Raw genomic sequence first — 13,112 nt, 5'->3', positions numbered from 1 at the left:
CTTGAAATTGGCAACACCTATTGATTTTGCGAATCAGGAAGTTGCTGGTAGGCTTGTGCCGTTTTTTCCCGATCGAGGGTGAAGACCAAAGTAGCTAAAGGCGGCAAACAGAGATCTAGAGAGTAGGGGCGGTTATGGAAAGCCCATTCATCTGTCCATTTCCCCCCTAAATTCCCCATGTTACTCCCGCCGTATTGACGCCCATCGCTATTAAAGCGCTCGACGTAATAGCCCGCTTCGGGTACCCCCACTCGGTAATGGCTATGAGGTTGGGGAGTCAAATTGCAGACTGTGAGTACAAACTCATCCGAGTCCTTCGCACGACGAACAAAGGAGATCACGCTATGGCGATTGTCGTTACAGTCGACCCACTCAAAACCGTCATAGCTGAAGTCGTTGGTGAATAAGGCCGGTAATTCTTTGTAAAGGTGGTTCAAGTCGGTAACAAATTTCTTGAGATTTTGATGGGGGTCATACTGCAAGAGCTGCCATTCCAAATCTCCCCAGACGTTCCACTCACTCCATTGTCCAAACTCCATGCTCATAAATAGAGTCTTTTTGCCGGGATGGGTAAACATAAAGGTGTATAGACACCGCAAGTTAGCAAATTTCTGCCACTCATCTCCAGGCATTTTGCCCAGCATATTGCTTTTGCCATGCACAATTTCATCGTGAGACAGGGCCAACATAAAGTTCTCACTAAAGGCATACATGATGCTAAACGTGACATTGTTTTGATGAAATTGGCGGAACCAGGGATCCATGTTGAAATAATCCAACATGTCATGCATCCATCCCATATTCCATTTGAGGTTAAAGCCTAAGCCCCCCACATAGGTAGGCCAAGACACCATGGGCCAAGAGGTTGATTCTTCGGCAATCGAAAGAATACCGGGGTAGTAGCTGAAGAGCACATCATTGAGGTGGCGTAGGAAATCTGCCGCTTCGATATTTTCGGCCCCTCCATACTCATTGGCCACCCACTCACCATCCTTGCGACAGTAATTGAGATAGAGCATGGAGGCAACAGCATCGACACGGATGCCATCGATATGGTACTTATCGAACCAAAAGAGGGCATTCGCAATCAGGAAATTCTTGACTTCCTTGCGGCTGTAATTGAAAACCAGCGTGCCCCATTCTTTATGCTCTCCCTTACGGGGATCGGCATGTTCATATAAATGGGTGCCATCAAAAAAGGCTAAACCATGGCCGTCTTTGGGAAAATGTCCTGGGACCCAATCGACAATCACGCCGATGTCCTGTTGGTGGCATTGGTCGACGAAATACATAAAGTCTTCGGGAGTTCCATACCGAGAGGTACAGGCGTAGTAGCCTGTCACTTGATAGCCCCAAGATCCGTCAAAGGGGTGCTCGGCCACAGGCAAGAGTTCTATATGGGTGAAGCCTAGGTCTTTAACGTAGGGAATTAATCGCTCTGCCAACTCTCGATAGGTAAGGAACCGAGCGCCAGGCTTCAGCTCAGAGACAATAACGGGAGGGAGGGGATGGCCTTCTTCTGATGTCGGAGGTTCGTCAGAGGAGGCATGCATCCAGGACCCCAGATGCACTTCGTAAATCGAAATCGGTTGTGCTAAGGCATCCGCATTGCGTCGCTGCTCCATCCAGGACTCATCGGACCAGCTATAGGAGTTGAGATCGGTGACGATAGAAGCGGTTTTCGGGCGGACTTCTTGTTGAAAACCATAGGGGTCAGATTTTTCGTAAATATGCCCCTCATAATTTTTGACTTCGTATTTATAGTGCTCGCCGATGCTCAATTCTGGAATGAATAATTCCCAAATGCCGGATGGTCCTTTACGCATCTGATGTTGGCGTCCATCCCAGGCATTAAAATCACCCAAGAGAGAAACATTACGGGCATTGGGAGCCCAAAGGGCAAAGTAAACCCCTTCAACGCCATCTAAAGTGGTGAGATGTGCGCCCAGCTTTTCATAGATGCGGTGGTGATTCCCTTCCGCAAACAAATGCTGATCGTATTCTGTGACTCGGGGAGACTTGAAAGCGTAGGGATCGTACAGGACTTGCTCATGACTCCCTTCTTTCACTCGAAGTTGGTAATTGAGCGCTCCGGGGATGGGCACCTCACATTCAAAAAAGTGAGGATCATGAACACTCTGCATGGGATATTCCTGTCTGTGCTCGGGACACACCACAGAAATTGCATCTGCTTTTGGCCAATATGCCCGCACAACCCACCCTGATTTGCCATCTTGACTGGGATGGGGACCGAGAACCTCGAAGGGATCGTGATGGTGATTCCAAACAATTCGATTAACTTGATCGGCAGTAAGAGGGGTGGACATGAAATTACCTAACTGGGGATAAAAGGGCTAAGAGTTAAGGCATCGGGCAAGTGCCGATTTTACCTTTTTTGCAGCAGAATCCGATCAACGAATTTGAGAATGAGTCGATTTGACTCTGGTGTGGGGTGGAGGTTATCAAGGATGGCTTGTAAGGCCCCATCCGTCTCCAGATACCGATCTTGATAGCGAGTAATGCGGGCAGCTAAATCATGGTGATCCACCTCAGGATGAAACTGAAAGCCGTAGAACGGTTTATCCATTACTTTAAAGGCATGGTAGGGACAACGTTCTGTAAATGCTAGTAATTGAGTATGAGGCGGCAGTTTAAAGGCCCGCTCTTTATGGCCCGAAACGACTAAAAATCGTTCAGGGGTATCAGCGAACAATTGATCGTCCCAAGCGGCTGAAGTGAGCTGCATTGGGTAAATCCCCATTTCCATATTTTGGGCATCATGGATGACTTTCCCACCTAAGGCTTCTACCCCTAACTGAAAACCAAAGCAGGAAGCAAACACCGGAATAGTGTGATCGACACAATGTTTGAGTAATTGCTTGGCAGGCTCCACAAAAGGATATTGATCCGGCTTGAGGACTGAAGCATCGCTTGACCCCCCCACAAATACGGCGTCAAACCGATTGGCATAGTCCGGGGAAAAGACGGGTTGATCAAAGACGTTGAGAGGGGTGAACTGGCTTTCATTCAGTTGGCTATGACGCGCAAATTCCTGTAGCTCTTCGATTCGTGTTACTTGATCGTCACGAATTTGCATGTAGAGGATATGGAGTTTTGAGCGGTCTTTAATCATAAGAAGTCGTTATGGGTCATTGAAGGAAAAATTATTTCGTTATCCGATAAATTTCTGAAGTTAAGTCACCACTGGTCTCTAGCTCACGTCCAAGAGAGAGTCGTTCCCCAGGCAATGAAATCCGCTTCTTTATACATAACTTAATATTCCTTCATAATCTCATTTGATGCTAAAGTATTTCTTAATAATTAGATAAAATTGGCGTTATGACCCTTTCTCAAACTGCGGTCTCTCGTCCCCAGATCTTTATCTGTACACTACTGAGTTCAGAATCTTTAGTTGACCTTTATACCCAGATTTTGGAGGGCGATCGTTATAGTTTGGTTCATGCAACCTATGACAATTTCTTAGAGATAGTCGAACAAGGCAAACATCGTATTGATTGTCTCATCTTCGAAAAGAATGCCGCACTCCCTAAAGTTGTCAGTCATTTGCACCGGGAAGCGATTTTACTGCCTGCTGTGCTGCTACAGGTTGAGGAATCGGTAGAAAAGACATCCCAACCCAATTCTGCGGATCGTGACCCACAACAGGACAGCTACTACCACATTGCTGAAGTGATTGTGGATCATGATCAAGAGGATATTTTGTCCAGTATCGATTGTGCGATCGCACAGTTTCTACAGCTATCTAAAGCTTGTCGACTCCCCACTAGATTGCAAAAAAAATATGCTGACGAAGCCATCCAAGATAATCTTGCTACCCAGCAGCAACGGCTGTCTCAAAAACTCAAGGAGCGTCTTGGTTACTTAGGGGTTTACTACAAACGCAATCCTCAACAGTTCTTTCACAAACTCACCGAAGAAGAACAAACCGATTACTTGGTGACCCTCAAGCGAGATTATCGAGATATCATTCTCAACTACTTTCGGCAAGATAGTAGTGTGAACCAAGAAATTGATGACTTTGTGACTCAAATATTTTTTGCGGATATCTCAATCTTAAAAATATTAGAAATTCATATGGAGTTAATGGATGCCTTTGCTAAAAAACTAAAATTAGAAGGCCGCAATGAAGATATTCTGTTGGACTATCGCTTGACCTTAATCGATATCATGGCCCATTTGTGTGAGATGTATCGTCGATCCATTCCCAAAACCCGTTAATTATTCAAGACCGATCAACCCTAATTCCCTGCCATGAGCTCTATCAGAAAAACCTATGTTCTTAAACTCTATGTTGCTGGCAACACCCCTAACTCTGTCAGGGCTTTAAGAACTTTAAATCATATTCTTGAAACTGAATTTCAGGGCGTTTATGCCCTAAAAGTGATTGATGTATTGAAAAATCCGCAACTGGCTGAGGAAGACAAAATTTTAGCGACGCCAACCCTAGCAAAAGTTTTGCCCCCTCCCGTTCGCAAAATTATTGGTGATCTATCCGATCGTGAGCGAGTGCTGATTGGTTTAGATCTACTCTATGAAGAACTTTCTGATGGCATTATGGAGTACTAGCCTACTTAATAAGGCGGCTTCAGCCCATATTCGACTTTAAAATTTTTTATTCATTTTGATGTAGATGAACAATGAAGAAAAGTAATTTATCTCAGTATAAAAAGAACGATAAGAATAAAGTCGAAGTAACCAAGATTTTGACTCGTATCGAAGGCTTTGACGATATTAGTCATGGGGGCATACCACTGGGACGAACCACTCTGGTTAGTGGAACCTCTGGAACGGGCAAAACAATGTTCGCCATACAGTTCCTCTATCACGGCATTGTTCATTTTGATGACCCGGCTGTGTTTGTCACCTTTGAAGAGTCGCCTAAAGATATCATCCAAAACGCCTTGAGCTTTGGATGGGATCTTCAACAACTCATGGACGATGGCAAGCTATTTATACTCGATGCGTCTCCTGACCCAGAAGGGCAGGATATTGCAGGAGAATTCGATCTATCTGCCCTGATTGAGCGTATTCAGTATGCCATCAGCAAGTATCAGGCCAAGCGAGTCGGCATTGACTCGGTGACCGCTATTTTTCAGCAGTATGATGCGGCGACAGTAGTTCGGCGAGAGATTTTCAGGCTAACCGCTCGTCTCAAGCAAATTGGCGTGACGACGGTAATGACCACTGAACGGGTGGATGAATATGGTCCCGTGGCGCGATACGGTGTCGAAGAATTTGTCTCCGATAATGTCGTGATTGTTCGCAATGTCCTAGAAGGGGAGCGACGCCGACGAACCTTAGAAATTTTGAAATTACGGGGCACCAGCCATATGAAGGGGGAGTATCCCTTCACAATTACGGATGATGGCATTAATATCTTCCCCCTCGGTGCCATGCGCCTCACCCAGCGATCTTCCAATGCTCGGGTCTCTTCTGGGGTTCAAACGTTGGATGAGATGTGCGGAGGTGGCTTCTTTAAAGACTCAATTATCTTAGTCACGGGGGCGACAGGAACTGGGAAAACCTTACTGGTCAGTAAGTTTCTAGAAGATGCCTGTAAGAATGGTGACCGCGCTATTCTGTTCGCCTATGAGGAATCTCGGGCTCAGCTATCCCGGAATGCTTACTCCTGGGGGATTGACTTTGAGGAGATGGAACAAAAAGGCCTCCTTAAAATCCTCTGTACCTATCCAGAATCGGCCGGGTTAGAAGATCACCTGCAGCAAATTAAATCCGAGATTGCTGAATTTAAACCATCGCGAATTTCGATTGACTCTCTTTCGGCCTTAGCGCGGGGGGTTAGCAACAATGCTTTCCGTCAGTTTGTGATTGGCGTAACGGGGTTTGCTAAGCAGGAAGAAATCACCGGCTTCTTTACCAATACAACGGATCACTTTTTAGGTTCCCACTCGATCACGGAATCCCATATTTCCACGATTACAGACACGATTTTGATGCTGCAATATGTGGAAATTCTGGGCGAAATGTCCCGGGCCATCAATGTCTTCAAGATGAGAGGCTCCTGGCATGATAAGGGAATTCGCGAATATTCCATTAGTCAGCATGGTCCAGAGATTAAAAATGCGTTCCATAACTTTGAAGGCATTATCAGTGGTACGCCTACCCGGGTCTCCTTGGATGAGAAACGAGACCTATCTCGGATTGTGCAAGATGTTAAAGGCTTAAGCGACGATGATCTGCTGTAGCTAAGACTTAGGCATAAGGAAAGTCGGGTAATCCCAATTCGGCAACCCCCTGCTGTAATTGTTTTGCGGCAGCGATATTGTTGTGTTGGCGATGGAGGGCAATGGCCCGACTGAAAGCTTGCTGACTGGCCTGAAGCTGGCCTTGCTTGAACAGAGCCACCCCTAGATTTTGATAGGCCTCTGCATAGTCAGGTTGTTTTTGGATGGCTTGGCGGTAGGCGGCAATCGCTCCTGACAAATCCCCCATTGCTCTACGGGTTAGCCCTAAGTTGTAATAGCCCACTGCCCAATCGGGTTGCAGGGCAATGATCTGTTGATACTGTTGACTTGCCTGCTCATATTGGCCGCGGTCTTGGAGTAAATTGGCCCAATTGTTGTAAGCCCCCAGCTTGAGGAGCCCAGGTAACTTTTGCTGGACGGCTTGCTGGTAGTGATGAAGGGCCAGGGCTGCCTGTTGACATCGAGCATAGGTATGGCCCAGATGATAATGGAGTTCGTAGCGAATGGAGGCTTCAGGTGGATCCAGGTTCAGGCCTTGTTGGAGCAAATGCATACCGGGTTCAACTTGGCCCATATCCACATATAAAGCCCCTAGCTTGCTGCAAAGATAAGCGTCGTTGGGATTGTTTGCCAGGGCAGCAGCCATAATTTCGCAGGCCCGCTGGTGTTTGTTACGGGTTGCGATCGCATCCACCTGATAACCAAAATGCTCAATAGCAACTTCAGGTATATGCCCTACCTGCCAGTGCGATTCTTGCTTCTGTAGGGCCAGCACACAATCATCAATCAGTTCATGATAGGGACGCTGAAAACGGATGTGCGGGTGATTGCGAAAAAGACGAGACAGCAATGAATACGGGGACTGCTGAGCCCCCACTTCATGCCGTAGTAATGTCACCGCCAGTAGATTTTCCTGCTGTAGAATGCCTTGCAGTTGAGGCTTAACCTCCGGGTTCAGCACTTCATCGGCATCTAAAACCAGCACCCAATCTGACTGCACATATTGCAATCCAAAATTACGAGCAGCGGCAAAGTCATTGTTCCAGGCATAGTTGTAAACTTTGGCCCCGAAGGATTGGGCGATCGAGGGAGTGTTATCGGTGGACCCCGTGTCCACGATGATCATCTCATCCACCCACCCCTCTACACTTTTAAGGCAGCGAGATAAGCTCGCTGCCTCATTTTTGACAATCATGCACAAGCTCAGGGTCATGATTAAGCAGAATCAGTCCCTTCAACAACTCGACATTAGAAAATGCTGGTAATTTCTAAGGCTTCAGATCCACCTTCTTCAATAGCTTTCATAACCTGAATCATTTGTGTCCACAGTAGAACAGCACTAAAGGTCACCACAAAAAAGGCAGTGGTAAACCCTTGGGCCCAGGACACAGCAAAGATGGTTAAGGCAGATCCCAAAAAGACCCAACTACAGAGACAAACGCCAGCCAAGGGAAAAAGCAGCCGAATTTCAGCAACATCACTCAGGGGTTTGTTTGTTTTTCGCTTTGACCATTCTTCGGCCTTTTGCTTTAAGGACACTTCAAAGGCTTTACCACAAGCTACGCCAAGCACAGCTGCAATCAGGACGAGAAAGTAAGGGGGGGAAGGAATGTTATAGATTGCTGGCAGGGTATACTCCATTAGTTCCTCAATATTTTGTAATCTAGCTACATAAATTGTAAGGCTTTAATGGAGCCCCATGCATATCCATTTTGAGTTGTTGCAGAAGGGGTGCTTTCGGTTCTTTTTTATGGGCAGATTCTAAATTGAACCCATCGGCTCAATCCTTCAAATACAGGCACTGAAACTGAATCCTAACCCCATTCAGGTTGCTGACCTTTGGGGCATTTATCCCTAGAAAATCCCCTAAGACTGGAGCAGCAAAGAGTTATGCCGAGTCATTAACAATCAGATCAACGAGTCCTTGAATCATCCGTTCACGTGCAAACGGTACAACTTCTTTGGCGTAGAGTAGCTCCTGAAAAATCACGTAATGCACTAAGCTACCGATAAAAATGCGGGCCGTCGCTTCTGGATCCTTGAGGTTGAGCCCCGATTGAGCTCCTAAATAGTCTTTCAAAATCGATAGAAAACAGCGGGGGGTATGGTGGCTGAAGGCTCGCGCTAGTTCTGGGAAACGACCCGACTCCCCAATAATCAACCGCATAAAGGCTTGGAAGGGCTTATCTTCGATGATGTTCTCTAACATATTGCTGGCGAGATGATGCAACACCTGCCGCGGAGGCCCCTGTAGGCGTTTCCCTTCCGGTGAGCCATAGACCACCTGAAATTTTTTCTCCTGTAATTGCTGCACCAGCGCAATAAACAACCCTTCCTTATCTTTAAAGTGGCTATAGACCGTGGCTTTAGAGACCTTTGCTGCTGCTGCCACCCGATCCATCGTGGTGGCGGCATAGCCTTGGGCTAAAAACTCTTGCATTGCCCCTGACAAAATGGCGCTGCGTTTGGTTGCAGACAGCTGACGTTCGGAGGGGGGAGATTTGGTATCCATGGTGGGCGGGCGCCAATTCAGCAATTAAACCGCTAGTTTCCCCATCCTAGGGCAAAGTGGGTCCGCCCTTGACAGAACTAAACTACTCAGTTTAGTCTAATAATATCAAATCTAAACTAAACAGTTTAGTTATTCTCTTTGGAGACGGGTGATGGTCTCAAATAGTGTGTCCCAACAATCTCGATTGAATTGGCCCCGCGTAACCTGGGTTGCGATCGCAGCTGCCCTAGCCTTGGGTGGGGTCTCTGTATGGACCCTGCGGCAGTATTCCAATTCCCAAAGCCAGTCCGAAATCCCTCCTGCGCCTCTAGAGATTAAGACCGTCTCGGCCTTAGGACGCCTAGAACCTCAAGGAGAACTGGTCCAGCTTTCGGCCCCTAGCAGTGCGGAAGGGAATCGAATGTCCCAACTATTGGTAAAGGAAGGGGAGGCCGTTTCTTCGGGACAAATCATTGCCATTCTCGATAGTCGCGATCGCCTTCAAGCGGATTTGCAGACGGCTCAAGAGCAGGTGCGGGTAGCAGAAGCAGAACTCGCTCGAATTAAAGCGGGGGCCAAGCAGGGGGAACTGGCGGCCCAGCGCGCGGAGATTGCCCGATTAGATGCCCAACGACAGGGGGAAATGACGGCTCAATCCGCAACCATTGCCCGCCGCCATGCCGAAGTAGACAATGCCCTAGCCGAATTCAACCGCTATCAATCCCTCTATCAGCAAGGAGCAATCTCGGCTTCAGAACGGGATCAAAAACAGTTGGTGCTGCAAACGGCCCAACGCAGTCTACAGGAAGCTCAAGCCGTAGCCAACCGTTTACAGGCCGTTCAATCTCCTGAACTAGTTGCGGCTCGGGCTCGCCTCAATCAAATTGCTGAAGTGCGTCCAGTGGATGTGAATGTCGCCCAAGCCAATATCAACCAAGCTCGCGCTAGCGTTAAGCAGGCCCAGGCCAGACTGGATCAAGCCTATATTAAAGCGCCTCAATCGGGAGTGGTATTGGATATCCATACCCATCCGGGTGAAGTCGTGGGGACAGACGGCATCCTAGAGCTGGGCCAAACGCAGCAAATGTATGCGGTGGCAGAGGTCTATCAAAGCGATGTACGTAAGATCAAAACTGGGCAGGCCGTCAAAGTGAACAGCGAGGCCTTGCCCCAATCCTTATCGGGCACCGTCGATCGAGTTAGCACCAAGGTCCGGCGGCAAACCATTATTAACACCGACCCCAGCGAAAATATCGATGGCCGAGTGGTGGAGGTTTACATCAAGTTGGACAACACCTCTAGCCAACAGGCTGCCCAATTTACCAATTTGCAAGTGAATGTGACGGTGCAGTTATGAAGGCTCCGCTCTCCAAACGTACCCCGTTGGGGTGGCTCCAGCTCAGCCATGAAAAAGGCAGATTGTTGGTCGCTTTAGCCGGTATTGCCTTTGCGGATGTGCTGATGTTTATGCAGATGGGTTTTCAGGCCTCTTTGTTTGTCAGTAATACCCAACTGCACCGCACCTTAAATGCGGATATTGTTCTTCTGAGTCCCCAAGCCCGAAATCTGCAAGCCCTGTCCACCTTTTCTCGACGACGGTTGTATCAGGCACAGGATGTTCCGGGGGTGAAATTCGCGGAACCCTTCTATATCAATACATTGAACTGGAAAAATCCCCAGACCAAGCGAGAAACCTTAGTCCAGGTGATTGGGTTTAATCCTGATCGATCTGCCATGAATCTACCAGGACTGACGGAGAAACTTCCCTTGGTGAAACAGCCGGATACGTTTATCTTCGACCGAGGCTCTAGAGGAGATTATGCCGAGTCTTTTGCCCTCATTGATCAAGGCAAACCTGTGCAGACCGAAGCGCAACGCCGCACTATTACCATTGCCGGATTATTTGAGATGGGGGCTTCCTTCGGCGCAGATGGGACTTTAATTACCAGTGACCAGAATTTTCTGTTGCAATTTCCTCGACGACAGGCGGGCAGCATCAATTTGGGGCTAATCCGACTGGAGCCGAATGCGAACCCAGAACAAGTGGTGGCAACCCTAAAGGATCATCTCCCAGAAGATGTTCAGGTCTTAACCCTGGAAGAGTTTATTGCCTTTGAAACCGCCTACTGGCAGGTGCGTAGCCCCGTGGGTTTTTATTTTCGGCTTAGGCACCGCGATGGCCTTTGTCGTCGGGGTGGTGATTGTTTACCAGGTGTTGTCCACCGATGTGAATGCCCATATTCGCGAGTATGCGACCTTCAAAGCCATGGGCTATCAGAATCGCTATTTCTTAGGGGTGGTGTTCGAAGAAGCCATTATCCTAGCGGTCCTTGGATTTATCCCCGGTGCCATTCTGCCTATGGGACTGTATGGTTTGGCCCGATCTGCAACAGCCTTACCCCTATTTATGACCACAGGCCGAGCGATCACAGTATTCGTACTGACGGTGGTGATGTGTACCCTTTCCGGTGCAATAGCCACTCGGAAACTCCAGTCCGCTGACCCTGCCGATATGTTCTAGCCCCAAGCCCCCCTCAACCATGAAAGACCCCGTTATCTCTATCCGCCATCTCGACCACTACTTCGGTCATGGTCGCCTGCGCAAACAGGTGTTATTCGATATTCACCTAGATATTACAGCGGGAGAAATTGTCTTGATGACCGGCCCCTCTGGATCGGGAAAAACAACCTTACTAACCCTAGTCGGGGGATTACGGGCCGCCCAAAATGGCAGCCTCAAAATTTTGGGTCAAGAATTAACAGGTGCAAAAGAGAAGGAACTGGTACAAGCTCGTCGCCATAATGGCTATATTTTCCAAGCCCATAATTTACATCGCAGTTTAACGGCCCTGCAAAACGTGAAGATGGGGCTAGAAGTGACGGGCACCCGGTCGCCCCAAGAGATGGTGGAGCAAGCAACGACCATTCTCAATCAGGTAGGGCTGGGCGATCATATCCACTACTATCCGGATGATCTGTCTGGGGGACAAAAGCAACGGGTTGCGATCGCAAGAGCGTTAGTTAGTCACCCCGCCATTGTCTTGGCCGACGAACCCACAGCTGCACTAGATAGTAAGTCCGGTCGAGATGTGGTGAATCTGATGCAAACCCTGGCCAAAGAACAGGGCTGTACTATTTTGCTGGTCACCCACGATAACCGTATTCTCGATGTGGCCGACCGGATTGTCCATATGGAAGATGGTCGATTAGAAACCAACACCCTAACGGCAGAAGCTCCTCCAAAAGCAGCCTAATTTGAGGATGACGCTCTCACGTTGATGTTTATGGTTAGGGAAGGGATGGAAAGACAAGTTTCTCCCCTTGAAAGTAGGGGTGGGATATTCCATCCACTTCTAGTAATGTCCAAGTTGCCATACAAGCTGCAAACGCAACTGAATAGACCGTTCCATGAGCTGGATGGCTTTTGATGGTGGTGATTAATATCCCAACTTTTTGAAATGCCATACCTTTACCAACATTGTCTAAAGCATACTGAACACCTTGAATAGCCCCTTGCCGATAGTCATCACATATCGCCCATTCCCAGGCATCAGGTCCATAATCATCTTTTAACCAAGCAAAGGCACCCTTTGCTACTTGCACCATAGGCAACGTGAATACGTCGACTTTCTCTAAATGCACTTCAGCATAATGGAATAATCCATTAATTTGTTTCGCCAATTTGTAATAACCAATATCCATATTGGGCTGCAGATAGATCTTGTGGACAAAAAATTACTCTATGGTCTCGCGTAAACCGGGAGATAGTCTGGCAAATCTAAATTCAGCGTTTTAGCCATCCAAATTTCTTCCAGGGACAACACCAAGGGGTGGTCACCTGGACCTGAAACGTAATGATCGCGTTCCCACCGATTTACCATAGCGCTCCAAGCCAGACCTTGATTGCCTTGATGCAGGGCAAGCTGCTCCTGGTAATTCCGATTATTTTTCAACGCCTGTTTCGCTAAAGTTTGTGCTTGATCTAGGGTCAGGATTTGGCATTGGCCTGCGGTTAAGGCAAGGGTTCTTAGGGCCTTAACCTTACCGATATCCTTTGAATCCGCCAGCGTTTTTGTCGAGTAGGCAACATAATAGGCGGTTTGGCTAGATATATGTGCAGATGGCGTTAACTCCAACGGCAACAGGAGAGGACCTTCCAGATCAACAAGACAGGGTTGCAGTTGTGGGAACGCATCAACTCTTGGTAATTCAGGAGTTGGTGTAGAAGATTCAACAGCGGGAGTAAGCGAAGCGGTCTGCCTTGGTCGGTGTGGGGCCTGGATAGGCGGTGAACATCCCCAACTTAAAACAGCAGACAGAAATGCGATCGCACCTATCAATCTAGAGCTAGACTTCACCGAACCTCACCTACGAAACTCATTTATTCGCTCCAG

The 13,112-nt window shown here is 47.9% G+C and carries 12 protein-coding genes and 1 pseudogene; 6 read left to right on the top strand and 7 right to left on the bottom strand.

The features are described from left to right. Positions 1-17 precede the first annotated feature (17 nt). Positions 18-2,327 carry a 1,4-alpha-glucan branching enzyme gene (glgB, locus tag AM1_RS04435; protein ID WP_012161599.1) on the bottom strand — a complete coding sequence of 770 codons (2,310 nt, stop codon included), beginning with the start codon at positions 2,325-2,327 and terminating at the stop codon, positions 18-20. Positions 2,328-2,386: 59 nt separating this feature from the next. Continuing rightward, positions 2,387-3,133, bottom strand: coding sequence for a type 1 glutamine amidotransferase (locus tag AM1_RS04430; protein ID WP_012161598.1), 747 nt, complete (start codon positions 3,131-3,133; stop codon positions 2,387-2,389). Positions 3,134-3,339: 206 nt separating this feature from the next. Here AM1_RS04430 and AM1_RS04425 point away from each other — a divergent pair, with 206 nt between their 5' ends. The 3 genes from AM1_RS04425 to kaiC all read left to right on the top strand — a co-directional run bounded on the left by AM1_RS04425 (position 3,340) and on the right by kaiC (position 6,227). Beyond that, positions 3,340-4,239 (top strand): circadian clock protein KaiA, encoded by a 900-nt coding sequence (locus tag AM1_RS04425; protein ID WP_012161597.1) that lies wholly within the window; start codon positions 3,340-3,342, stop codon positions 4,237-4,239. Positions 4,240-4,272: 33 nt separating this feature from the next. Beyond that, positions 4,273-4,587, top strand: a complete 315-nt coding sequence (kaiB, locus tag AM1_RS04420; RefSeq protein WP_010479745.1) for a circadian clock protein KaiB — start codon at positions 4,273-4,275, stop codon at positions 4,585-4,587. Positions 4,588-4,658: 71 nt separating this feature from the next. Next, entirely contained in the window at positions 4,659-6,227 is a 1,569-nt protein-coding gene (kaiC, locus tag AM1_RS04415; RefSeq protein WP_012161596.1) for a circadian clock protein KaiC, read from the top strand. 7 nt (positions 6,228-6,234) lie between these two features. Here kaiC and AM1_RS04410 read toward each other — a convergent pair whose 3' ends face one another. The 3 genes from AM1_RS04410 to AM1_RS04400 form a co-directional block, all read right to left on the bottom strand. After that, on the bottom strand, positions 6,235-7,440 hold the full coding sequence (locus tag AM1_RS04410) for a glycosyltransferase (protein WP_012161595.1): 1,206 nt from the start codon (positions 7,438-7,440) through the stop codon (positions 6,235-6,237). A 35-nt stretch (positions 7,441-7,475) separates the two neighbouring features. Next, positions 7,476-7,868 (bottom strand): hypothetical protein, encoded by a 393-nt coding sequence (locus tag AM1_RS04405; protein WP_012161594.1) that lies wholly within the window; start codon positions 7,866-7,868, stop codon positions 7,476-7,478. A gap of 247 nt (positions 7,869-8,115) precedes the next feature. After that, positions 8,116-8,739 (bottom strand): TetR/AcrR family transcriptional regulator, encoded by a 624-nt coding sequence (locus AM1_RS04400; protein ID WP_012161593.1) that lies wholly within the window; start codon positions 8,737-8,739, stop codon positions 8,116-8,118. 151 nt (positions 8,740-8,890) lie between these two features. Between AM1_RS04400 and AM1_RS04395 the strand changes: the two genes are divergently transcribed. The 3 genes and pseudogenes from AM1_RS04395 (at position 8,891) to AM1_RS04385 (ending at position 11,972) form a co-directional block, all read left to right on the top strand. Continuing rightward, on the top strand, positions 8,891-10,075 hold the full coding sequence (locus AM1_RS04395) for an ABC exporter membrane fusion protein (protein ID WP_012161592.1): 1,185 nt from the start codon (positions 8,891-8,893) through the stop codon (positions 10,073-10,075). Beyond that, positions 10,072-11,239 (top strand): annotated as a pseudogene (devC, locus tag AM1_RS04390) (ABC transporter permease DevC). The gene AM1_RS04395 and the pseudogene devC overlap by 4 nt, the downstream one beginning before the upstream one ends. Before the next feature lie 19 nt (positions 11,240-11,258). Then, positions 11,259-11,972, top strand: a complete 714-nt coding sequence (locus AM1_RS04385) for a DevA family ABC transporter ATP-binding protein (RefSeq protein WP_012161590.1) — start codon at positions 11,259-11,261, stop codon at positions 11,970-11,972. Positions 11,973-12,006: 34 nt separating this feature from the next. On the opposite strand, the gene AM1_RS04380 is transcribed toward AM1_RS04385, so the two are convergent. Then, positions 12,007-12,420, bottom strand: a complete 414-nt coding sequence (locus tag AM1_RS04380) for a hypothetical protein (protein WP_012161589.1) — start codon at positions 12,418-12,420, stop codon at positions 12,007-12,009. A gap of 38 nt (positions 12,421-12,458) precedes the next feature. Then, on the bottom strand, positions 12,459-13,076 hold the full coding sequence (locus AM1_RS04375; protein WP_012161588.1) for a hypothetical protein: 618 nt from the start codon (positions 13,074-13,076) through the stop codon (positions 12,459-12,461). Positions 13,077-13,112 lie beyond the last annotated feature (36 nt).

The organism is Acaryochloris marina MBIC11017 (assembly GCF_000018105.1).
GTDB classification, from domain to species: Bacteria; Cyanobacteriota; Cyanobacteriia; order Thermosynechococcales; family Thermosynechococcaceae; genus Acaryochloris; species Acaryochloris marina.
The sequence above is the reverse complement of the archived record's forward strand: the minus strand, read 5'-3'. Positions and strand labels throughout refer to the sequence as shown.